Annotated in this window: 20 protein-coding genes; 8 read left to right on the forward strand and 12 right to left on the reverse strand. The window is 69.7% G+C overall.

All coding sequences use genetic code 11. The features are described from left to right. Positions 1-325 precede the first annotated feature (325 nt). Positions 326-1,171, forward strand: coding sequence for an aldo/keto reductase (locus tag AWC03_RS13410; protein ID WP_167542805.1), 846 nt, complete (start codon positions 326-328; stop codon positions 1,169-1,171). Position 1,172: 1 nt separating this feature from the next. On the opposite strand, the gene AWC03_RS13415 is transcribed toward AWC03_RS13410, so the two are convergent. From AWC03_RS13415 to AWC03_RS13425, 3 genes are read right to left on the reverse strand one after another with little or no spacing between them, the layout of a single operon-like run. Further along, a complete protein-coding gene (locus AWC03_RS13415; protein WP_085240989.1) occupies positions 1,173-1,886 on the reverse strand; it encodes an HNH endonuclease family protein in 714 nt (237 codons plus the stop codon). After that, positions 1,883-4,102: an ATP-dependent DNA helicase RecG gene (gene recG / locus AWC03_RS13420; protein ID WP_085240990.1), complete on the reverse strand. Its 2,220-nt coding sequence runs from the start codon at positions 4,100-4,102 to the stop codon at positions 1,883-1,885. Before recG ends, AWC03_RS13415 begins: the two co-directional genes overlap by 4 nt. Before the next feature lie 2 nt (positions 4,103-4,104). Continuing rightward, entirely contained in the window at positions 4,105-5,796 is a 1,692-nt protein-coding gene (locus tag AWC03_RS13425) for a DAK2 domain-containing protein (RefSeq protein WP_142278386.1), read from the reverse strand. A gap of 270 nt (positions 5,797-6,066) precedes the next feature. On the opposite strand from AWC03_RS13425, the gene rpmB reads away from it, so the two are divergent. Continuing rightward, positions 6,067-6,261, forward strand: coding sequence for a 50S ribosomal protein L28 (gene rpmB, locus AWC03_RS13430; RefSeq protein WP_007775450.1), 195 nt, complete (start codon positions 6,067-6,069; stop codon positions 6,259-6,261). A gap of 7 nt (positions 6,262-6,268) precedes the next feature. Here the strand turns inward: rpmB and AWC03_RS13435 are convergent, their stop codons facing one another. Together AWC03_RS13435 and AWC03_RS13440 are read right to left on the reverse strand one after the other, a co-directional pair. Then, on the reverse strand, positions 6,269-7,090 hold the full coding sequence (locus AWC03_RS13435) for a mycofactocin-coupled SDR family oxidoreductase (protein ID WP_085240991.1): 822 nt from the start codon (positions 7,088-7,090) through the stop codon (positions 6,269-6,271). Between the two features lie 2 nt (positions 7,091-7,092). Next, positions 7,093-7,983, reverse strand: coding sequence for an SDR family NAD(P)-dependent oxidoreductase (locus AWC03_RS13440; RefSeq protein ID WP_085241174.1), 891 nt, complete (start codon positions 7,981-7,983; stop codon positions 7,093-7,095). A gap of 96 nt (positions 7,984-8,079) precedes the next feature. Here AWC03_RS13440 and AWC03_RS13445 point away from each other — a divergent pair, with 96 nt between their 5' ends. From AWC03_RS13445 to AWC03_RS13455, 3 genes are read left to right on the forward strand one after another with little or no spacing between them, the layout of a single operon-like run. Then, positions 8,080-8,523: a nuclear transport factor 2 family protein gene (locus AWC03_RS13445; protein WP_085240993.1), complete on the forward strand. Its 444-nt coding sequence runs from the start codon at positions 8,080-8,082 to the stop codon at positions 8,521-8,523. A 22-nt stretch (positions 8,524-8,545) separates the two neighbouring features. After that, positions 8,546-9,790, forward strand: a complete 1,245-nt coding sequence (locus AWC03_RS13450) for a hypothetical protein (RefSeq protein ID WP_085241176.1) — start codon at positions 8,546-8,548, stop codon at positions 9,788-9,790. Between the two features lies 1 nt (position 9,791). Next, positions 9,792-10,622 carry an oxidoreductase gene (locus tag AWC03_RS13455; RefSeq protein WP_085240994.1) on the forward strand — a complete coding sequence of 277 codons (831 nt, stop codon included), beginning with the start codon at positions 9,792-9,794 and terminating at the stop codon, positions 10,620-10,622. Between the two features lie 83 nt (positions 10,623-10,705). Here AWC03_RS13455 and AWC03_RS13460 read toward each other — a convergent pair whose 3' ends face one another. The 5 genes from AWC03_RS13460 to AWC03_RS13480 form a co-directional block, all read right to left on the reverse strand. Then, a complete protein-coding gene (locus AWC03_RS13460; protein WP_085240996.1) occupies positions 10,706-11,356 on the reverse strand; it encodes a nitroreductase in 651 nt (216 codons plus the stop codon). Positions 11,357-11,448: 92 nt separating this feature from the next. After that, a complete protein-coding gene (locus tag AWC03_RS13465; RefSeq protein WP_085240997.1) occupies positions 11,449-12,810 on the reverse strand; it encodes an HNH endonuclease signature motif containing protein in 1,362 nt (453 codons plus the stop codon). A gap of 108 nt (positions 12,811-12,918) precedes the next feature. Then, positions 12,919-13,863, reverse strand: coding sequence for an NADP-dependent oxidoreductase (locus AWC03_RS13470; protein WP_085240999.1), 945 nt, complete (start codon positions 13,861-13,863; stop codon positions 12,919-12,921). Continuing rightward, a complete protein-coding gene (locus tag AWC03_RS13475) occupies positions 13,860-14,543 on the reverse strand; it encodes a uracil-DNA glycosylase (protein ID WP_085241000.1) in 684 nt (227 codons plus the stop codon). Before AWC03_RS13475 ends, AWC03_RS13470 begins: the two co-directional genes overlap by 4 nt. Positions 14,544-14,570: 27 nt before the next feature. Continuing rightward, positions 14,571-15,575: a thiamine-phosphate kinase gene (locus AWC03_RS13480; protein WP_085241002.1), complete on the reverse strand. Its 1,005-nt coding sequence runs from the start codon at positions 15,573-15,575 to the stop codon at positions 14,571-14,573. A gap of 103 nt (positions 15,576-15,678) precedes the next feature. Here AWC03_RS13480 and AWC03_RS13485 point away from each other — a divergent pair, with 103 nt between their 5' ends. Further along, complete coding sequence (locus tag AWC03_RS13485; RefSeq protein WP_085241003.1) at positions 15,679-16,251, forward strand: DUF3515 domain-containing protein; 573 nt, start codon at positions 15,679-15,681, stop codon at positions 16,249-16,251. 104 nt (positions 16,252-16,355) lie between these two features. On the opposite strand, the gene AWC03_RS13490 is transcribed toward AWC03_RS13485, so the two are convergent. Together AWC03_RS13490 and AWC03_RS13495 are read right to left on the reverse strand one after the other, a co-directional pair. After that, positions 16,356-17,468 (reverse strand): D-alanine--D-alanine ligase family protein, encoded by a 1,113-nt coding sequence (locus tag AWC03_RS13490; RefSeq protein WP_085241005.1) that lies wholly within the window; start codon positions 17,466-17,468, stop codon positions 16,356-16,358. A 79-nt stretch (positions 17,469-17,547) separates the two neighbouring features. After that, on the reverse strand, positions 17,548-18,579 hold the full coding sequence (locus tag AWC03_RS13495) for an NAD(P)H-dependent glycerol-3-phosphate dehydrogenase (RefSeq protein ID WP_085241006.1): 1,032 nt from the start codon (positions 18,577-18,579) through the stop codon (positions 17,548-17,550). A 121-nt stretch (positions 18,580-18,700) separates the two neighbouring features. On the opposite strand from AWC03_RS13495, the gene cofC reads away from it, so the two are divergent. Both cofC and AWC03_RS13505 read left to right on the forward strand, forming a co-directional pair. Further along, positions 18,701-19,354: a 2-phospho-L-lactate guanylyltransferase gene (cofC, locus tag AWC03_RS13500; RefSeq protein WP_085241007.1), complete on the forward strand. Its 654-nt coding sequence runs from the start codon at positions 18,701-18,703 to the stop codon at positions 19,352-19,354. Between the two features lie 89 nt (positions 19,355-19,443). Further along, positions 19,444-21,636 (forward strand): RNA degradosome polyphosphate kinase, encoded by a 2,193-nt coding sequence (locus tag AWC03_RS13505; protein WP_085241009.1) that lies wholly within the window; start codon positions 19,444-19,446, stop codon positions 21,634-21,636. The last annotated feature ends 79 nt before the right edge of the window (positions 21,637-21,715 follow it).

The following is a 21,715-nucleotide window of genomic DNA, read 5'->3' on the forward strand; positions in this document are numbered from 1 at the left end:
GTGCGGCTCGTGCCGGTCACCGACGGGGCGGTTACCGGTTCCGGTGTGCGGTGTGACCAACTCTACGTGGTGAGGAATTCGCCAAATGCAGACCAGGGCCGATAATCACCGCGCCCCGCCGCCACGCCGATGAGGTGGTATTTTCCAGCCCGGTAATATCGTGATCCCCAAGCGGAACCGCCTAACGGATTGCGAGCAGCTTCGACGTGTCCAATTTTGAACTCAGCGCCTCGAACTCGGCGCCGGTGCAATGTCGATCTCCTCGCTCGATGGCGGCGTCCGGTCGGGTCCACGATCCTTCAATTTCACAGGCAGGTGAATGACATTGGCTGGCGAGTCGGGCGCTGCCGTGCCCTCTATTGCGCTTAATGACGAAAACACGATGCCGGTCCTTGGCCTGGGCGTCGCGGACCTGTCGGAGGACGAGACCGAGCGCGCGGTCTCGGCGGCGCTGGAGATGGGCTGCCGGCTGATCGACACGGCCGCCGCCTACGGCAACGAAGCGGCCGTCGGCCGCGCGATCGCGGCCTCGGGGATCCCGCGCGCCGAACTGTTCGTCACCACCAAACTGGCCAGCGCCGACCACGGGTTCCAGCGATCCATGGAGGCCTGCAAGGAAAGCCTCGAGCGCCTCGGCCTGGATTACCTGGACCTGTACCTGGTCCACTGGCCCGTGCCGTCACGGGGTGAATACGTCAATTCGTTCGGCGGGCTGATCCAGTGCCGCGGGGAGGGGCTGGCACGTTCGATCGGCGTCTCGAACTTCACCGAGGTGCATCTCACCGACATCATCGACCTGACGTTCGTCACGCCGGTGGTCAACCAGGTCGAGCTGCACCCGCTGCTCAACCAGGCCGAGATCCGCAAGGCCGACGCCGAGCACAACGTCGTCACCCAGTCCTACACGCCGTTGGCGCTGGGCAAGCTGACGGACAACCCGACGGTGACCTCGGTCGCCGGCGAATACGGCAAGACGCCGGCGCAGGTGCTGCTGCGGTGGAACCTGCAGCTGGGCAACGCGGTGGTCTTCCGGTCGGCCGAGCCCGAGCACATCGCCGGGAACCTCGACGTGTTCGACTTCGAGTTGGCCGCCGAGCACATGGACGCGATCAACGGGCTCGACGACGGCACCAGGCTGCGCCCGGACCCCAACACCTTCGAGGGCGTCTGAGTCAGCCCGCCGGGCAGGTGGCCGCCGCCCGACGCAACACCCCGGTCGACGGCTGGTCCACCGGTAGCGCGTAGCCGCGCAGCACGGCAATGAACTGCATGGCGTATTGGCAGGCGAACGCGGCGTTCGGCGGCATCCATTGGGCCGGGGCCGCGTCGCCCTTGTCCTGGTTGGCCTGCCCGTCGACGGCCAGCAGGTTGGCCGGATCGTTGGCGAACCGCAGCCGCTCGTCGGCCGGCCAGGCGTAGGCGCCCATGTCCCAGGCGTAGGCGAGCGGGACGATGTGGTCGATCTGCACGGCCTCGCCGACCCTGGCGCCTCGCTGGAACGCGATGGTCTTGTTCGTGTACGGATCATGCAGCGTGCCGGTGGCCACCGCGTCCGGGCATCGCTTGGTCGACACATACGTCTTGTCGACGAGGTCGCGGTTGAGGATGTCGTCGCGGGTGTCGCAGCCGTTGTGCCCCATCGGTGCGTCGTTGTCGTCGGTCCACGCGTCGCCGAACGCGGCCCTGCGGTAGTCATACCGGTGCGCCCGCAGCGGCAGCACCGCGATACCCGCGAGCACATCGGTGCCCGGCTGCACCGTCGGGACGTCGGCGCGCGCCGCGTATTCGTTCGCGTGCCTGGCCGCCGAGGACCCGACCGTCTGGTATGCCACCACCAGTGCCAGGCCCGCGACCGCGCACAACCACAGCAGCACCTTGCGGTTCACGACTTGTCCAGGTATTCGATGCGGTCGGTGGTGACGAAAGGCGCTGCCAGCAAAGCCAATTCGGGACTTGCCGGGTCGTCGGCGTACGCTCGGACGCAGAAGTCGCGCGCGGCCTCGACGACGTCGCGGTGATCGGCCAACGACAGCAGCCGCAGGTTGATGGCGCGGCCGGACTGGTTGCGGCCCAGCACGTCTCCCTCGCGGCGCTCCTTGAGATCCAGGTCGGCGAGGGCGAACCCGTCCAAGGTGGCGGCCACGGCGGACAGGCGCTTGCCCGCCGGCGACCCCGGCGACACCCAGCTGGCGAGCAGGCACAGGCTGGGATGGCTGCCGCGGCCGATGCGGCCGCGCAGCTGATGGAGTTGGCTGATGCCGAAGCGATCGGCATCCATCACCAGCATGACCGTGGCGTTGGGCACGTCCACGCCCACCTCGATGACGGTCGTGCACACCAGCACATCGACCTCACCGGCCCGAAACGCCGCCATCGCGGCGTCCTTCTCGTCGGCGGACAACCGCCCGTGCATCAGCCCGAGCCGCAGGCCGGACAACTCACCCGACCGCAACCGTTTGTACAGTCCCTCGGCGGTTTCCGACGGTTTGGTGTTCTGCTCCTGCTTGTCCGAATCGTCGGTCTCGTCGATCCGGGGCGCCACCACGTAGGCCTGGCGGCCGGCGGCGACCTCTTCGGTGATGCGCCGCCAGGCCCGCTCGAGCCACGCCGGCTTGTCCTTGACGAAGATGACGCTGCTGGTGATGGGCTGGCGTCCGCGCGGAAGCTCGCGCAGCGTCGAGGTTTCCAGATCGCCGTAGACGGTCAGCGCCACCGTGCGCGGTATCGGCGTGGCCGTCATCACCAGCAGGTGCGGCGTGACACCGGGACGGGCCTTGGCCCGCAACTGGTCTCGTTGTTCGACGCCGAACCGGTGCTGCTCGTCGACCACCACCATGCCCAGGTTGTGGAATTCCACCGCGTCCTGCAACAGCGCATGGGTGCCGACGACGATCCCGGCCTGACCGCTCGCCACCTCGTCACGGACCTGCTTCTTCTGCGCCGCCGTCATCGAACCGGTGAGCAGCGCGACGCGCGTGGCGTTATCCGCGCCACCCAGCTGGCCCGCCATCGCCAACGGGCCCAGCACGTCGGTGATCGACCGCAGATGTTGGGCGGCAAGGACTTCCGTGGGCGCCAGCAGCGCACACTGGTACCCGGCGTCCACCAGTTGCAGCATCGCCAGCACCGCGACGATGGTCTTTCCCGAGCCGACCTCGCCCTGCAGCAGGCGGTTCATCGGCCGGGTCGCCGACAGCTCCTCGGCGAACACGTCGAGCACGTCGCGTTGTCCCGCGGTCAGCTCGAACGGCAACCTGCCCAACAATTCCGCGCACAGACCGTCGGAGCGCGGCGGTGCCGGCGGCCCGGATTCCGACAGCTCGCTGTGCCGCCGGGCCACCAGCGCCCACTGCAACCCGACGGCCTCGTCGAAGGTCAGGCGCTCCCGGGCCCGCATGCGTGCCGTCTCGTCCTCTGCCAGATGGATGTCGCGCAACGCCCGATCCTCGGAGACCAGGTGGTAGCGGCCGCGCAGGTCGTCGGGTAACGGGTCGTCCACCGGATCCAGGACGTCGAGCACCAGGCGCACGCACCGGAAGATGTCCCAGCTCTGCACCTTCGTGGTCGCCGGGTAGATGGGAAAGAAGGCCCGCTCGAATGCCTCCATCTGCAGCTCGCCGGTGGTGGCCTGCGAGGCGATGGCGATGTTCTTCAGCGAACTCGTGCCGCGACTCTTGCCGTCCGGGGAGTCGAGGATGAGGAATGCCGGATGCGTCAGCTGCATGACGTTCTTGAAGAAGCCAACCTCGCCGGACAGCATCACCTTGGTGCCCTTGGTCAGGTCCTTCTTCAGGTAATTGGCGTTGAAGAAGGTCGCGGTCACCTTGTTGCGGCCGGAGCCAAGGGTGATGCGGTGGCAATCCCTCTTCGGGGTCTTCTTCATCGGCCAGGTCTTGGTTTCGGTGATCGTGTCGACGATCGTGATGTGCTCACCGGCCGGCGGGCGCTGGTCGTCGGAGTCCCAGCGGGTCGCGCCCTCGGTGTAGCTGCGCGGATAGTGGCGCAGCAGGTCGTCGACGGTGTGGATGCCCAACTCCTCGTCGAGCTGATCGGCGGCCTTGGCGCCCACCACGAAATCCAGCCGGTCGCGCAGGGTGGCCACGGCTACTCGACCCCGATCAACAGCGCGTCACCGCGATGGCCGGTGCGGTAGGTGACCAGCTCGGTACCCGGGTGGTGGTCGTGCATGTGCTCTTCGAGGCTGTCGCCCAGGGCCGCCGCCGCTTCGTCCGTTTCGATGGCGGCGCCCACCAGCACCGTCACCAGGTCGCCGCCGGAGGCCAGCAGCAGATCGAGCAGGCCGATCGCCGCCGCGGTCGCGTCGGCCGCCACGATCAGCACCTCGTCCCCCGCGATACCCAGGCCGTCGCCCGGCTGGCAGCGCCCGGCCCAGGTCAACGCGCTCTCGGTCGCGATGCGCACCGAACCGTGCCGGGCCGCGCCGGCGGCGCGCGCCATGGTGTAGCCGTCGTCGACCGCCTGCCGGCCGTTTTCGTGCACGGCCAGCGCGGCCAGCCCCTGCACCATCGATCCCGTCGGGATCGGGACCACATCGATACCCCAGCCGATGGCCGCCGTGCACCCGGCCACCAGTTCCTCGGCCGGCACGTAGCCGTTGGGCAGCACCATCACCTGCGCGGCACCGGTGTCGACCACCGCCCGCATCAGCTGGTGCGCGCTGATGTAGCTGACCGGGTCTCCCGCGGCCGGATCGCACTGCAGCACGCAGGCGCCTTCCCCGCCGAACAGCTCGGCGGCACCCTCGCCGTCCACGACGGCCAGCACCGCGCGTTCCCGCGTCCAACCACCGGCCGGCAGCCCGGTGGTTCCGGAGCTCAACGCCGAGATCACGATGCGGCTCAGCCGGCCCACCGCCAGCCCCGCCTCGACCGCGGCGCCGGCATCGTCGGTGTGTACATGCACCGAGTACGCGCGCCGCGCCGACGACTGCGCGGCCGCGATACCCACGGAGTCGCCCAGCTCCCCGAGCCGGTCCCGCAGCGTGTCGGCCGCGGCATGCTCGCAGCCCTCCAGCCGGTACATCACCTCGAATTGCGGCGCGGGGCGTTCCGCGACGGCCTGCGGTTCCGGCGCGCGCGGTGACAGCTCGTACACGGTGCGGGCGGGCGCCTGGCCGGTGACGGTGGTGCGCAGGGCGTCCAGCAGCACCAGCAGGCCGCGCCCGCCCGCGTCCACGGCGCCGGCGTCGGCCAGCACGTCGAGCTGCTCGGGCGTCTTCTCCAGCGCCACCACCGCCGCGTCGCCGGCGGCGATGATCGCCGAGCCGAGGCCGTCCCCGGCCTGGGCGCACTCCGCGACGGCGTCGGCGGCGGCGCGCAGCACCGAGACGATGGTCCCGGGGATCTCCTGCCCGCCCATCGACGTGATGACCAGGTCCACCCCGCGGCGCAGCGACGCCCCGAGGAGGGCGGCGTCGATCCGGGGCAGCTCACCGCCGGAATCGGCGGCCGCGGCCGCGGTGACGTCGGCGATGCCGCGCAGGATCTGGGACAAGATCACGCCGGAGTTGCCGCGGGCGCCGTTCAGGGCGCCGGCCGACATCGCCGCGGCGGCCTTGGCGACGCACGCCGACCCGCCCTCGGCACCGACGCCGGCGCTGGCCTCGGCCAGCGCCGAACGCATGGTGAACAGCATGTTCGCGCCGGTGTCGGAATCGGCAACCGGGAAGACGTTGAGCCGGTTGATCTCGTCGATGTGGGTGATGAGATCGCTGACCGCGGTGTGCGCCCAGTCCCGCAGAGTGACCGCGTCCAGTAGACGCTCCGACGGTCGCAGTATTACCCACCTCCTCGGTGCCTCCCGGGACCCAGCCCCCGGTGGGCGCCAGCGTAACTCGGCGGCTCGGGCGACGACTGCCCATGACCACCACCCGCCGGCGGGGCGGCCCGGTCCATTGAGCCTAGCCAGGCGCGGCGACAACGGTGCTGATCGTTTTGGTGGTTGCCGCGACAGTCGGTATCCTGATTGGGCCCGGGTCAACCCGGGCAGTCCCGGCCACGTGTGAGACCGCCGAGCCGGACCCCCGAGATTTGAGGAGCTTGAACAATGGCCGCTGTGTGCGAGATCTGCGGGAAAGGCCCCGGCTTCGGCAAGTCGGTGTCGCACTCCCACCGCCGCACCAGCCGCCGGTGGGACCCCAACGTCCAGACCGTGCACGTTGTCACCCGCCCGGGCGGCAACAAGCAGCGCCTCAACGTCTGCACCTCCTGCATCAAGGCCGGCAAGGTCGTCCGGGGCTAGCCCGCAGCTACATCACGATGTGCCCGGCGTCCACGGGTATGGACACGCCCGTCACGTAGCGGGCGCGGGGACCGACCAGCCACAGCACCGCTTCCGTCACGTCTTGCGCCTCGACCAGCGGCACGTCGGGCAGCAGCATCTGGGAGACAGCCGGGTTCGGGTTCTCCAGCATCCGGTTGACGACGAAATCGTTGAGGATCATCGGCGTCATGACGCCGCTCGGATGCACCGAGTTGACCCGGATCTTATGTGGCGCATAGGCATTGGCCGCTGAGCGCATCAACCCCACCACCCCGTGCTTGGACGCGGCGTAGGCGAACATCGCCGCACTGCCGTCGCCGCCCCGGCCCGTCAGCCCCTGCGAGGAGCTGACCAGCACGATCGACCCGCCCTGGCCCTTGCGGATGATCGACGGCACCGTCGCCAACAACGTGTGCCACACCCCCTTGAGGTTGGTGTCGACGATCGTGTTGAACACCGGCTCGGAATGCGCTTCCGGGTCACCGATCGCCACCACCCCGGCGTTGGCGACGACGATGTCCACCTCGCCGAGGTCGTCGATGCCGCCTTGCACCGCGGCCTCCAATTGCGGCAGGTCGCGGACGTCGGCGACCACGCGCACCACCTTGCCCCCCGCGGCTTCGACCAGCCGCGCGGTCTCGTCGAGATCCGATTTGGTCCCCAGCGGGTAGGGAATCGCGTCGATATCGGTGCAGATGTCGACCGCGATGATGTCGGCGCCCTGTTCGGCGAAGGCCACCGCGTGACTGCGGCCCTGGCCGCGCGCGGCACCGGTGATGACGGCGACCTTGTTGTCGAGCTCACCCATGGCTATACCTCCAGCTTCGTGCCAGTCTCTTGTTCGGCGAAGGCCACCAGGCGGGCGGCCGCGTCGTAGTCGCAGGCGACCGGCGAGCGGCCGATCAGCACCGGCCCGCCGCGCAGGCCGAACCTGCCGGTGACCCCGACGTAGCTGCCCGGCGGCAGCGGTTCGCTGATGCAGTACAGCGTGGGCGCCGCGCCCTCGTCGATGTCGTTGGCCAACCGGTCGGCCACCACCTTGACCACTCTGTGGGCCACCGACATCACCGGCGAGTCGCCGAGCTGCGACAGGTTCGAGGCCACCCAGCCCGGATGGGTGAGCTGGGTCTCCACCGGTGACCGGGCCTCCCGCAGCCTGCGGTCCAGCTCCAAGCCCCACAGCATGACCGCGAGCTTCGATTGCGCGTACGCGCCCAGCCGGGTCCACTTGTGCCGGCGCAGGTGCAGGTCGTCGAGGTGCAGCGTCGCCGACCGGTGCGCGTCCGAACCGACGTTGATGATCTGTGCCCGCACCTTGGGCAGCAGCAGATTGGTCAGCGCGAACGGGCCGAGCAGGTTGGTGCCCAGCGTCTTCTCGAATCCGTCCACCGTTTCGGTCCGGCGCTCGGTCAGGGCGCCGGCGTTGTTGATCAGGATGTCGATGTCGTCGGCGATCGCCGAGGCGAACGCCCGCACCGAGGACTGATCGGCCAGGTCGACCCTGGCGACTTCGGTCGACCCGCCCATCTCGGCCGCGCGTTGCTCGCCCAACCCGGTGTTGCGCACCGCCAGGATCACGTGCGCGCCGGCTTTAGCCAACGCGCGGGCGGTGCCCAGCCCGACGCCGTTGGTCGCTCCAGTCACGATGATTCGTTTGCCGGTCAGGTCGCCGAGCCGGCTCGGGGTCCAAGGTAACGTCACGGCGATCAAGAGTAATGGTCGGTTCTATGTAAATTGGACCGGTTCTGCCACCATTGTTCGCGGACGCGGAGGAGATGGCTCGACAGGTGGTTCCACATGAGTGACAGCGCGCAAGAAATCACCAATCTGATCTACACCTACGCCGAGCTTCTCGACGGCGGTGACCTGGACGGCGTGGCCGCGCTCTTCGAGCACGGCCGCATCTGCGGAGTGGAGAACGGTCCACCGGAGACGGTGTTCGCCGGGTCCGCCCGGGTGCGCGAGATGTACGAGATGGCCACGCGCATCTACTCCGACGGCACCCCGAAGACCAGGCACAACACGACCAACGTGCAGCTCTACATCGACGAGGCGGCAGGGACCGCCCGCAGCACGTCCTACTACTGCGTCACACAGGCCACCCCCGAGCTGCCGCTGCAGGTGATCGTGACCGGCCACTACAAGGACACCTTTGCACGGGTGGACGGCGCCTGGCGGTTCGACACCCGCACCATGTTCGTCGACCAGGTCGGCGACGTCAGCCGGCATCTGAAGTTCTGAGCCGGTGGCCGAGGAGCAGCGCATGCCTGAAGACCCCGTCGCGACGAAATCCCAGCACGAACAGGAACTGGCCGCCCTCGACCTGATCGAGCACCCCACGGTCAGGGCCGCCTATCGGACGGTGGCGCAGACCTGGCTGGGCCGGGCCAAGGCGTCGGAGGCGATGCGGGAGCGGTTCGACGACGCGTTCGCCGAGGTGATGTTCTCGGCGGCGATCTGGTCGTCCAACCAGGACAAGCTGCGGCCCAAGGTCAGCTGCATCACCCGGCTGGCGCACCCCGTCGACGGCCGGCGCATCCCCGGATCACGCTGGGGCATCGACAATCCCGACAGTGTGTACCGGGTGATCCCGATCTCCGGCGACGAGCGCTACGAGATCCGCGGCCGCGTGGGCGAGCACCGGATGACGGAGAACTACTTCACGCTGTGGGATGCGCACATGGGCACCGTCGACGTGCTCAACGGCCGCACCATGCGGGTCGACGCCGACGGCAGCTTCACCATCACGGTGGACGCCGACCCCGCCGGCGGCCGGCCCAACCACGTGCGGACCTCCCCCGCGGCGCACGAGTTCTACATCCGCGACGTGCTGCTGGACTGGGGCCGCGACGACCCCAATCACCTTGAGGTACAACGGCTCGGCGGGCCGCCGGTGACGCCCGCGCGCACGCTCGACGAGCAGGCCGAGGCCACCGCCGCGATGATGGATTACTTCGCCAACTTCACCGGCAAGCTCAGTCACGGCGTGTACAAGATGCCGGCCAACCACTTCAACCTGGCCTGGTCGGCCGACAAGGTCGGCGCCATGCGCAACCAGGTCTACGTCATGGGCCGCTTCGACCTCGCCCCCGACGAGGTGTTCGTGGTGGACCTCAACGACGGTGGCGCCGAATACTTCACGGTGCCGCTGAGCAACATCTGGGGCACCACGCTGGACATCCTCGACCGCACCGGCAGTCTCAACAAGGCGCAATCGGTGGCCAACGAGGACGGCGGCTACACCTACGTGATCTCCCCGACCGATCCGGGCGTGGCCAACTGGATCGACTCCGACGGGCTGCGCGAGGGCATCCTGACGCTGCGGATGGCGGAATTCGGCGAGGCCGGCCCGCGCGAAGACCTCGGCGCGCGCGGGCGGGTGGTCAAGCTGGACCGGCTCGACGCCGAGGTGCCGCACCTGCCGCGGGTGGACCCGGGGGCCCGGGCCGACCAACTCGCCGAGCGCCGCGCCGCGTATCTGCGGCGGCTGCCCGAAGGGGCGGCCTGAGATGGCGCGCTGGCTGATCACCGGATGCTCCACCGGCTTCGGCCGTGAAATCGCCCGCGCGGCACTGGAAGCGGGCCACGACGCGGTGGTGACCGCGCGGCGGGCCGACGCGGTGCGCGACTTGGTCGACGAGTTCGGCGACCGCGCCCTGGCCGTCGCGCTCGACGTCACCGACCCCGAGCAGATCGCGGCGGCGGTGTCGGCGGCCGAGGCGGCGTTCGGCGGCGTCGACGTCCTGGTCAACAACGCCGGTCACGGCTACCTGTCCGCCGTGGAGGAAGGCGAGGACGCCGAGGTCCGGAAGCTGTTCGAGGTCAACTACTTCGGCGCGGTCAACATGATCAAGGCGGTGCTGCCGGCCATGCGCGCCCGCGGATCGGGGCACATCATCAACATGTCGTCGATGACCGGCCTGGTCGCCAATCCGCCCAACGCGTATTACTCGTCGACCAAGTTCGCGCTGGAGGCGGTCACCGAGGCGCTCGCCACCGAGGTGCGGCCGTTGGGCATCAAGGTGACCGCCATCGAACCGGGCGCCTTCCGCACCGACTGGGCGACGCGGTCGATGAAGGAAACCGGCACTCCGATAGCCGATTACGTCGACGTGGCGGCGCGCAAGGATCTGATCAAGCAGTTCGCCGACCACCTCCCCGGTGACCCGAAGAAGGTCGCCGCCGCGGTGCTGATGGTGACCGCGCTCGACGAGCCCCCGCTGCGGCTGCTGCTGGGCCGTGACGTGCTCAAGGCCATGCGCGACAAGATCGCCGCGCTCTCGTCGTCGATCGAGGAGTGGAAGTCCGTCACCAAGGACGTCAATTTCGAGGGTTCTTGAGGCAGCACGCGCCCGAGTGTGGGGCCTAGGTACGTTTTCCAGCCCGTTTACGTGCATAGACCCCAGGTCGGCGAAAGCGGCGCTCACTCGTCGAGGAACACGACGTGCCGGTCCACCGCGTCGCGCCCGATGCGCAGGTTGTTGGCGGGAAATTCGGGGTCGGCGTACCCGATGGCCAAGCCGCACAGGATGTTCAGTTCGGGTGGGATGTTCAGCTGCTCGCGCACGACGTCGGGATAGCCGGCGATCGCCACCTGCACGCAGGTGCCCAGCCCGCGCGCGGTCAAGGCCAGCAGCAACGTCTGCAGGAACATGCCGACGCCCATGCTGTCGGCGTAGCCGAGCTCGCGATGCATGCAGACGATGCCGCCCAGCGGCGCGCGGAAGAACTCCCAATTGCGCAGCACGGCGGTGCGCCGCGCCGCGCTGTCGTGGCGGGCGATGCCCATCGAGCCGTAGACCTGCGCGCCGGTGTCGCTGCGGAAATGGGCGAACGCGGCGGGCAATTCCGGGACGTTCGGCGGTTCGGCGCGGGCCTTTTCCAACATCGCGGCGACCAGCCGGTCCCGGGCCGCGCCGGAGACGAACACCATGTGCCACGGCTGCACGTTCGAATTCGACGGCGCCCGGATGGCCAGCTCCAGCGATTCCTCCACCAGATGGCGCGGTACCGGGTCGGGCAGGAACAGCCGGCTGGAGTGCCGCTGCCGGACGGTTTCTTCCAAGTCGTACATAGCCTCATGCTCTCAGGGCCGCCAGCGGCGATCGTGAGCGCGGCCTTGGCCGGGCGAAGCGGGTCGCCGCCATCGGGGCATCGAGCCGGACGTCAAACGGGGTCGTCGTCGGTATCGCGGAGGAATCGTTCGGGGTGGTGGTAGTTGTTGGTGCGGGGTTGGCCGCGGTCGAGGTGGGGTGGGGGGATCCATTCGGTTTCGCCGCGGGCGTTGGTGCGGGTGGTCCAGCCTTTTTCGGCGAGCCGGTTGTCGGGTCCGCAGGCCAGGGTGAGGTCGTCGATGTCGGTGCGCCGGGTGGCCTGCCAGCCGCGGACGTGGTGTACCTGGCTGTGGTAGGCCGGGGCGTCACACCCCGGCTTGGTGCACCCACGATCCTTCGCGTACAGCATGATTCGCTGGGCGGGTGAGGCCAGGCGTCTGGTGTGATACAGCGCCAGCGACCGGCCGTTGTCGAAGATCGCCAAATAATGGTGGGCGTGGCTGGCCCAGCGGATCACATCGGACATGGGCACCAGGGTGCCGCCGGCGGTCAGCGCCTTACCGGCGGCAGCCTCCAAGTCGGTCAGCGTGGTGGTCACCACGATCGACACGGGCAAGCCGTTGTGCTGGCCCAGTTCGCCGGAGGCAAGCAAACCGCGAAGCCCGGCCAGCAACGCGTCGTGGTTGCGCTGAGCCGGGCTGCGGGTGTCGCGACGCACCCCGTCCTCATCGGGCGTCTCGTCGACCACCGGGGTCTCGTCGTCGGGGTTGCACACCCCCGGCGCGGCCAGCTTGGCCAACATCGCCTCGATCGCGGCCCGCAACTCCGGGGTGACCAGGCCACCGATGCGGGACATGCCGTCGAAATCTTGGCTGCCCAGAGTGATTCCGCGTTTGCGGGAGCGTTCGGCGTCGCTGCATTCCCCGTCGGGGTGCAGCCAGTCCAGGACCCGCTGGGCGTATTTGGCCAATTCGTCGGGCCGATACCCGCCGGCCTTTCCGGCCAGGTCGGCCTCGGCGGCCTGGCGGGTCAACGCGTCCACCTCGAGCGGCAGGTGGGCCAAAAAGTCGCGGATCACCTTGATGTGCCCGTCGCCGATCAGCCCGGCGCGCTGCCCGGCCGCGGTCGCGCTCAGCTGCGGCGGCAACGGCTCACCGGTCAGCGCCCGGCGTTCCCCGAGGTCGCGGGCTTCGGCGATGCGCCGGCCGGCCTCGGCCTTGGTGGTGCGCAACCGGTCGGCCAGCCCCGCACGCAGCGAACCGCCCAGCTCTTCGGCGCTGGCCTGCGCGTCGAGCTGGTTGATCAACGCGTGCTGGGGTGTGCGCAGGCGGCGGGCCACGCTTTCCACCCGCTCCAAGGTGCGCAACCGCTCCGGGGTGGTGAGCACGTCGAAGGACAAGTCGCACAGGCGGTCCGCGTCGCCGTCGAGCGCGTCGATAACCTCGACGATCTCCTCACGACTACTCGCACCCATGCCCTAAACTCTAGAAACACCCACCGACAACAAAGCCCTCATTGTTACCACTGAAGCTAAAGTGACACAAGGGATTACGTCGCAAGCGCGAGGCCGGGAGCAGGGGACCTAGTCCCTGACGACGATCACCGTCTTGCCGGGGCGCCGCCCCGGACGCCCGCCGCTTTCGAACGCCTCGCGGCCCCGCTCGAGGGGGAAGGTCTCGACGATCTCGACATGCAACCGGTCACCATCGACCAGCCGGGCCAGCTCGGCCAGCTGTTCGCGGTTCGGGGTGACGATGAAAAACGTTGCCGTGAAGCCGCATTCGTCGGCGCTGCCCGCCGGCGGCGGCGCCGACAGCGTGATCAGCCGGCCACCGCGGCGGAGCAGGCGAAACGACCGGTCCAGCGTCTCCCCGCCGACGGTGTCGATCACGACGTCGTAGGCCGCGTCGGCCAATTCCTCGGTGCGGACGTCGATCACCCGGACGGCCCCCCATCCGCGGACGAGGTCGCCGACGTCACTACGCACGGTCGCGGTGACGTGCGCACCCAGCATCGCGGCCAGCTGTACCGTCAACGCACCCACGCCGCCCGCCCCGCCGTGGACCAGCACGGCTTCGCCCGGCCGCACGCCGGCGTGGTCCACCAGTGCTTGGAGCGCGGTCAGGCCGGCCAGCGGCAGCGCGGCGGCGACGGTGTGCGACACCGTCGCCGGCTTGGCGGCCAGGTCCGTCGCGGGCACGCAGACGAATTCGGCCGCCGCGCCGTCGCGGTCGAAGCCGATCAGCCCGTACACCTCGTCGCCGGACGCGAAATCCGCCACGCCCGCGGCCACCTCGGAGACGACGCCCGACACTTCGTGTGACGGGATCACCGGTGTCCGGCTCAGGCGGGTCCAGGTTTCGTCCCAGGTCAACTCGTCGAAGGTGATGGCGGCGGCGTGGACGGCCACCAGGACCTCGCCGGCCGCCGGGACGGGCACCGGCGCCGGCCCTCCCCTTGCCCTCAGTCCCGGACCACGGCCGGGGCCGCCCCTGCGATGCGCCCGCAACGCCGTCGTCTCGGTCATGACAGCCGCCAATCGATCGGGTCGGCGCCCATGCCCGTCAAGAGTTCGTTGGCGCGGCTGAATGGACGCGACCCGAAGAACCCCCGAGACGCCGACAGCGGCGACGGGTGCGGCGACTCGATCGCCACGCAATTGCCCTCGGCCAGAATCGGTTTGAGGGTCGACGCGTCGCGGCCCCACAGGATCGCCACCATGGGCTGCGAGCGCGCCGCCAGCGCGCGGATCGCGCACTCGGTCACCGCCTCCCAGCCCTTGCCCCGATGCGAGGCGGGATTGCTCGGCCGCACGGTGAGCACCCTGTTCAGCAGCATCACCCCACGCTCAGCCCACGGCGTCAGGTCGCCGCACGAGGGCAGCGGATGGCCGAGGTCGGCGGCATATTCGTCGAAGATGTTGGCCAGGCTGCGCGGCAGCGGACGCACATCAGGGGCCACCGAAAAGCTCAGCCCCACAGCGTGTCCCGGCGTCGGGTACGGGTCCTGACCGACGATCAGCACCCGGACGTTGTCGAACGGAAAGGTGAACGCCCGCAACACGTTCGGGCCCGCCGGCAGGTACCTGCGCCCGGCCGCGATCTCGGCCCGCAGGAACTGACCCATCTCGGCGACCCGCTCGGCCACCGGCTGCAGCGCGGCCGCCCAGCCCGGCTCTACGAGTTCGGTCAACGGCCTCGCCGTCATCGGGCTCCTCCCCTGGCATCGATCACCCTAGTCGTCATAGGACTGCCAGCCCGCGTACCCGGTCCACTCCTGCCCGTCGACGAGCACTCCGGCCTTCCCCTCCAGAACCCGGCCGATGATTCGCCATCCGGCGGGCGCGGGGCCGGCGAAACACGCCACCAGGGCATGGTCTTCGCCGCCGCCCAGCACCCACGACCACGGGTCGGCCCGCACGGCGGCGGCCGCGGCCGTCAGTGCGTCGTGGTCCGCACCCAGCGCCGCCGTCGACAGATCCATCGCCACCCCCGACGCCTCGGCGACGTGCCGCAGGTCGGCGACCAGGCCGTCGGACACGTCGATCATCGCCTGCGCTCCCCCGGCCGCCGCCGCCACGCCCTGCCCGTAGGGCGGTTGCGGCACCAGATGCCGGCGGCGCAATGTGTCGAAGCCCTCGATCCCCTTGTCCAACAACGAGAAACCGGCGGCCGAGCGGCCCAGCTCACCGGCGACCGCGATCACCGAGCCGGCCTGCGCCCCGGACCGCAGCACCGGGGCGCGGCCGTCCAGGTCACCGAGCGCCGTCACCGAGATCACCCACTGCGGGCAGCTGACCAGGTCGCCGCCGGCGATGCCCGCGCCGATGCGCTGCGCCTCGTCCCACATCCCGGCGACCAGCGCGTCGGCGTCGGCCGCCGACGTGTCACCGGGCGCCCCGAAGGCGACCACGAAGGCCGTGGGCCGGGCGCCCATCGCCTCGATGTCCGCGGCGTTTTGGGCGATGGCCTTGCGGCCGACGTCGTGCGGGGTGGACCAGTCCAGCCGAAAATGCCGGCCCTGCACCAGCATGTCGGTCGACACCGCGACGCGCCGATCCCGGGCGTGCACCACGGCCGCGTCGTCGCCCGGGCCGACCGCCACCTCGGCCGGCTGGCGGCGGCCGCGCACCAGGCGATCGATGACGGTGAACTCGCCCAGCTGTTGCAGGGTGGGGTTTGTTTCCTCGTCGCCCACGCCACCTCCTTCGGCGCGTCCTCGCCCTGTGCGGGCCTCCATCTCGGTCGCCGACCTGCGGTAAGTTGGGTTACTGCCCGCGCGAGCGGCCCGCGCCAGTGTAGAGGCCGGTGATGTCGTGCCAGAGATAGGAGGTGCGCGGGCGGTGACGACCGACGCCGAGACCGGCCCCCGTGGCGACGGGGGGCCGCCGCCCGCGGTGATCATCGCCGCGGTCGCCCTGGCCGTCGTGGCGATCGGCGTGATCCTGGTGATAGCGGCGAACCGAGCGGCACCGCCGCAACCGGTGGCCATACCCGCCGCCCCGGCACCGCAGGCCGACAGCCCGGCGTGCCGGGCGCTGGCCGGGGCGCTGCCGCAGCGGCTCGGCGACTATCAACGCGCGCCCGTCGTGCAACCGGCACCCCGGGGTGCCGCCGCGTGGCGGGCCGGGCCCGACAGCGAGCCCGTGGTGTTGCGCTGCGGGCTCGACCGCCCCGGCGAGTTCGTGGTGGGATCTCCGATTCAGGTCGTCGACCGGGTGCAGTGGTTCGCCGTGCGCCCCCAACAGCAGTCCGCCGGAGACGCGGGCAGATCCACCTGGTACACGGTGGACCGGCCGGTGTACGTGGCGCTCACGCTGCCGTCGGGATCGGGTCCCACACCCATCCAGCAACTGTCCGAAGTGATCGACCGCACCATCGCGGCGGTCCCCATCAACCCGGCGCCGGCCGGTTAACTATGGTGGCGACCCGCTTCGCCCGGCTACGCCGCGCTCGCGATCGCCACTAACTCTAGGGTGGCGACCCGCTTCGCCCGGCTACGCCGCGCTCGCGATCGCCACTAGCGCAGGCCCACCCCGCGGGCCAGCGCCGTTTCCACCATGGTCGCCAGCAGGGTGGGATAGTCGACGCCGCTGGCCGCCCACATCCGCGGGTACATCGAGATCGTGGTGAACCCGGGCATCGTGTTGATCTCGTTGAGCACCGGCCCCTCGTCGGTGAGGAAAAAGTCGACCCGGGCCAGGCCCTGGCAGTCGATGGCCTTGAACGCCCGGATCGCCAGCTGCCGGATGGTGTCGGCGACGTCGTCGTCCACCTTGGCCGGAACGTCCAATTCCGCTGCGTCATCGAGATATTTGGTGGCGAAGTCGTAGAACGAGTCCTCGCGTCCCCGCACGCCGGCCACCCGGATCTCGCCCAACGTGCTGGCTTCCACCGTCCCGTCGGGCATTTCGAGGACGCCGCACTCGACCTCCCGGCCGGTGATGGCCGCCTCCACGATCACCTTCGGGTCGTGCCGGCGGGCCACTGCGACCGCCGCGGGCAGGTCCTCCCAGTCCGTCACCCTGGTGACACCGATCGACGATCCACCGCGGGCGGGTTTGACGAACACCGGCAGGCCCAGCCGCTCGCACTCCTCGGGTCGCAGGGCCGACCGTGACGGGCGCAGCACCGCGTACGCGCCGACCGGCAACCCTTCGGCGACGAACAGCTTCTTGGTGAACTCCTTGTCCATGCCCGCCGCGCTGGCCAGCACGCCGGCCCCGACATAGGGCACCCCGGCCAGCTCCAGCAGACCCTGGATCGTGCCGTCTTCCCCGTACGGACCGTGCAACACGGGGAACACCACGTCGACGGACGCCAGCACCTCGCCGGCCCCGGGCGTCAGGGAGACCAGCTGGCCGCTGCGGCGGGGGTCCGCCGGCAGCGCCAGTTCGGTACCCGACTGCGCGGTGACCTCAGGCAGCCGCCGGTCGCTGATGGCCAGCGCGGCCGGGTCACCGTCGGTGAGCACCCAGGACCCTTCCGGGGTGATGCCGATCGCGACCACCTCGAACCGCTGGGGGTCGAGGTTGCGCAGGATGCTGCCCGCGGACACACACGAGATGGCGTGCTCGTTGCTGCGCCCGCCGAATACGACGGCGACGCGCACGCGGCTTCCGCTGGCACTCACAACTTAAAGAGGCTACCGGTTGCGGCCGGCTCGGGCCGGGTGGCGGGCCGCCAGCTGGGGTTTCGGTGACCGCGCGGAGTCACTCGGGCTTGGTCCTGCGCCCCAGTAGCAGGGCCATCGCCTCGTCCACCGACAATCCTTTGTGGCAGACCCGGTGCACGGCGTCGGTCAGCGGCATCTCGACGTCGTAACTCGAGGCGAGCGCCAGCACCGACTCGCACGAGGTCACGCCCTCGACGACGTGTCCCTCCCGGGCCTGCATGGCCGACTCCATCGTTCCGCCGCGGCCCAGGCGCTCGCCGAACGACCGGTTGCGCGAATACGGCGAGGTGCACGTCGCGACCAGGTCGCCCACCCCCGCCAGCCCGGCCAGCGTGGCACCCTTGGCGCCGAGCGCGATGCCCAGCCGCATGATCTCCGCCAGACCTCGGGTGATGATGGCCGCCGCGGTGTTTTCCCCGAGGCCGACGCCGGCCGCCATGCCACAGGCGAGCGCGATGACGTTCTTGCACGCCCCGCCGATCTCGGTGCCGACGACATCGCTGTTGGTGTACGGGCGGAAATACCCGGTGTTCAGCATGCGCTGCAGGGCGACGGCGCGGCCGGAGTCGTTGCACGCGACCACGGTGGCGGCGGGCTGACATTCGGCGATCTCGCTGGCCAGGTTGGGCCCCGAGATCACCGCGACCTGCGCCGGGTCGACGCCCGTCACCGAAACGATGACCTGGCTCATCCGCATCAGGGTGCCCAGCTCGATGCCCTTGGCCAGGCTGACCAGGGTGGCGCCCTCGCGCAGCACCGGCGCCCACCCCTCGAGGTTGGCGCGCATCGTCTGCGCGGGCACGGCCAACAGCACCGTCGACGCGCCGTCGAGCGCCTCCGCCGCCTCGGTGGTGGCGCGGACGCCCGCCGGCAGCACGGTGCCGGGCAGATAGTCGGGGTTGGATCGGGTGGCGTTGATCCGGTCGGCGACGTCGGATCGGCGGGCCCACAGCGTGACCGCCGCCTCCGCTCCGCCGGCCTCCACGAGCACCTTGGCCAGTGCGGTGCCCCACGCCCCGGCACCCATGACCGCGACGGCGCCCGTAGAACTGGCAGGTGTGCCGGCCATCCACCACCCCCGTGTGTCGTCTCCAGCGTGTTGCAGCCGCTACACCCTAGATCAGCCACGGACCGGCCGTCACGCGAGCTAGCGCGTCCGGCGCGGACGCTCGCTGGCAGGATGGCATGTCATGAGCGGCACACGGGCCGACGGCACGGCAAAAGACATCGCCCTGATCATCGCCGTGAAACGGTTGGCGGCGGCCAAGACCAGGCTGGCCCCGGTGTTCTCGGCGCGCACGCGGGAGAGCGTGGTGCTGGCCATGTTGATCGACACCCTGACCGCCGCGGGACGCGTCAGCTCGCTCGGTTCGATCACCGTGATCACGCCCGACGAGGCCGCGGCCGCGGCGGCGACCGAGCTGGGGGCGGATGTGCTGGCCGACCCGACGCCCGAGGGCCACGGTGACCCGCTGAACAACGCCATCGCCACCGCGGAGCGGACGGTTGCCCAGTCTTTCCCGAATGTCGTTGTGCTGCAAGGTGATTTACCGGCACTGCAGACGCAGGAGCTGGCCGAGGCGATCGCCGCCGCGCGGCATCACCGGCGCAGCTTCGTCGCGGACCGGCTGGCGACGGGGACCGCCGCGCTGTTCGCCTTCGGCGCGCCACTCGATCCGCAATTCGGAGCCGATTCGTCGGCGCGGCACCGACGTTCGGGCGCGATCGAACTGACCGGCGCGTGGCCGGGCCTGCGCTGTGACGTCGACACCCCCGACGACCTCGCCGCCGCCCGCCGGCTCGGGGTGGGGGCGGCGACCGTCCGGGCGCTCGCGCATCAGTGACCCCGACCGCGACGCGGTACACCTGTCGTCGGGGTGAACGTCGCCCCAACGGCGAACGGATGTCCGTCGAGCGCTAGCAGCAGGGGCGCGTGATGAGCAATGATCGCAGGGTGACTGAAACCGAAGCTGAGGCGCGCCCCGACGAGAACTTCTGGCATCACGGCGACTCGGCCGTGACCGCGCCGCCCGCCGCGACGCCGTCAGCGATCCCCGACCTTCCGGAGGACCGCTACCTCAACCGGGAGCTGAGCTGGCTGGACTTCAACGCCCGCGTGCTGGCGCTGGCCGCGGACACCTCGTTGCCGCTGTTGGAGCGAGCCAAGTTTCTGGCGATCTTCGCCTCCAACCTCGACGAGTTCTACATGGTGCGCGTCGCCGGCCTCAAGCGCCGTGACGAGATGGGACTGTCGGTGCGTTCAGCCGACGGGCTGACGCCGCGCGAGCAACTGGCGGTCATCGGCGAGCAGACTCAGCGAATCGCCACCCGGCACGCGCGGGTGTTCCTCGATTCGGTGCGCCCGGCGCTCGCCGGGGAAGGCATACATATAGTCACGTGGGCAGATTTGGACCAGGGTGAGCGCGACGAGCTGTCGACCTATTTCCACGAACAGGTCTTTCCCGTGCTCACGCCGCTCGCAGTCGACCCCGCGCACCCGTTCCCCTTCGTCAGTGGGCTGAGCCTGAACCTGGCGGTCATGGTCCGTCAGCCCGAGGACGGCAGCCAGCACTTCGCGCGGGTGAAGGTGCCCAACAACGTGGACCGCTTCGTCGAACTGGCGGTGCGCGAGAACGCCGACGACGCCGACGGGCATCCCATAATCCGCTACCTGCCAATGGAAGAGCTGATCGCGGCCTTTTTGCCGGTGCTGTTCCCGGGCATGGAGATCGTTCAGCACCACGCCTTCCGCATCACCCGCAATGCGGACTACGAGGTCGAAGAGGACCGCGACGAGGACCTGCTGCAAGCGCTGGAACGGGAGTTGGCGCGCAGGCGGTTCGGATCGCCGGTGCGACTCGAGGTCGCCGACGACATGACCGAGAGCATGCTCGAACTGCTGCTGCGCGAGCTCGACGTGAACCCGGGTGACGTCATCGAGGTGCCCGGCCTTCTCGATCTGTCGTCACTGTGGCAGATCTACAGCCTCGACCGGCCGGCGCTCAAGGACCCGGCGTTCGTTCCGGCCACCAGCCCGGCATTCGTCGACCGCGAGACGCCCCGGAGCATCTTCGCCACGCTGCGCGAAGGCGATGTGCTGCTGCATCATCCGTACGAGTCGTTCTCCACCAGCGTCCAGCGATTCATCGAGCAGGCCGCCGCCGACCCCAATGTGCTGGCCATCAAGCAGACGCTGTACCGCACATCCGGTGACTCGCCCATCGTTCGGGCGCTCATCAACGCCGCCGAGGCCGGCAAGCAGGTGGTGGCGCTCGTAGAAATCAAGGCGCGCTTCGACGAGCAGGCCAACATCCGCTGGGCGCGCGAGCTGGAACAGGCGGGCGTGCACGTCGTCTACGGCTATGTCGGGCTCAAGACGCACTGCAAGACCTGCCTGGTGGTCCGGCGCGAGGGTTCGGCGATCCGCCGCTATTGCCACATCGGAACCGGCAATTACAACGGAAAGACGGCACGGCTGTACGAAGATGTCGGCCTGCTGACGGCCTCTCCCGAGATCGGCGCGGATCTGACCGATTTGTTCAATTCACTCACCGGCTATTCGCGCAAGGTCTCCTACCGCAACCTTCTGGTGGCCCCGCACGGAATTCGCACCGGCATCATCGAACGCGTCGACCGTGAGATCGCCGCCCACCGCGAGCACGGCGGCGGCCGGATCCGCCTGAAGATGAACGCCCTCGTCGACGAGCAGGTGATCGACGCGCTGTATCGCGCGTCGCGGGCGGATGTGCGAGTCGAGGTGGTGGTGCGCGGGATCTGCGCGCTGCGCCCCGGCGCGGAAGGGTTCTCGGAGAACATCACGGTCCGGTCCATCCTCGGCCGCTTCCTGGAGCATTCCCGCATCATGCATTTCAACCGCATCAACGAGTTCTGGATCGGCAGCGCGGACATGATGCACCGCAACCTCGACCGGCGCGTCGAGGCGCTCGCTCAGGTGAAGGACCCGAGGCTGACCTCATACCTGGACGACTTGTTCGAGTCCGCACTGGACCCGTCCACCCGCTGCTGGGAGCTGGGAGCCGACGGGCAATGGACCGCGTCGCCGCAGGACGGCCACAGCGTGCGCGACCACCAAGTGTCGTTGATGGAGCGGCACCGCACTCCGTAACCCCCTGTGTGGTGATTTACGGTTGTTTCCGGCCGCACCGCACCATGCGCGCGACCCGACCGAATTGACCTGCAGGAGT

The organism is Mycobacterium europaeum (assembly GCF_002102155.1).
Classification (GTDB): domain Bacteria; phylum Actinomycetota; class Actinomycetes; order Mycobacteriales; family Mycobacteriaceae; genus Mycobacterium; species Mycobacterium europaeum.

Coding starts and splice junctions, on each gene's coding strand:
- AWC03_RS13460 (WP_085240996.1), bottom strand. CDS start 11,356: ATGTACGACTTGGAAGAAACCGTCCGGCAGCGGCACTCCAGCCGGCTG.
- rpmB (WP_007775450.1), top strand. CDS start 6,067: ATGGCCGCTGTGTGCGAGATCTGCGGGAAAGGCCCCGGCTTCGGCAAG.
- AWC03_RS13455 (WP_085240994.1), top strand. CDS start 9,792: ATGGCGCGCTGGCTGATCACCGGATGCTCCACCGGCTTCGGCCGTGAA.
- AWC03_RS13450 (WP_085241176.1), top strand. CDS start 8,546: ATGCCTGAAGACCCCGTCGCGACGAAATCCCAGCACGAACAGGAACTG.
- AWC03_RS13470 (WP_085240999.1), bottom strand. CDS start 13,863: ATGACCGAGACGACGGCGTTGCGGGCGCATCGCAGGGGCGGCCCCGGC.
- AWC03_RS13435 (WP_085240991.1), bottom strand. CDS start 7,090: ATGGGTGAGCTCGACAACAAGGTCGCCGTCATCACCGGTGCCGCGCGC.
- AWC03_RS13475 (WP_085241000.1), bottom strand. CDS start 14,543: ATGACGGCGAGGCCGTTGACCGAACTCGTAGAGCCGGGCTGGGCGGCC.
- AWC03_RS13480 (WP_085241002.1), bottom strand. CDS start 15,575: ATGGAGGCCCGCACAGGGCGAGGACGCGCCGAAGGAGGTGGCGTGGGC.
- AWC03_RS13465 (WP_085240997.1), bottom strand. CDS start 12,810: ATGGGTGCGAGTAGTCGTGAGGAGATCGTCGAGGTTATCGACGCGCTC.
- cofC (WP_085241007.1), top strand. CDS start 18,701: ATGAGCGGCACACGGGCCGACGGCACGGCAAAAGACATCGCCCTGATC.
- AWC03_RS13445 (WP_085240993.1), top strand. CDS start 8,080: ATGAGTGACAGCGCGCAAGAAATCACCAATCTGATCTACACCTACGCC.
- AWC03_RS13495 (WP_085241006.1), bottom strand. CDS start 18,579: ATGGCCGGCACACCTGCCAGTTCTACGGGCGCCGTCGCGGTCATGGGT.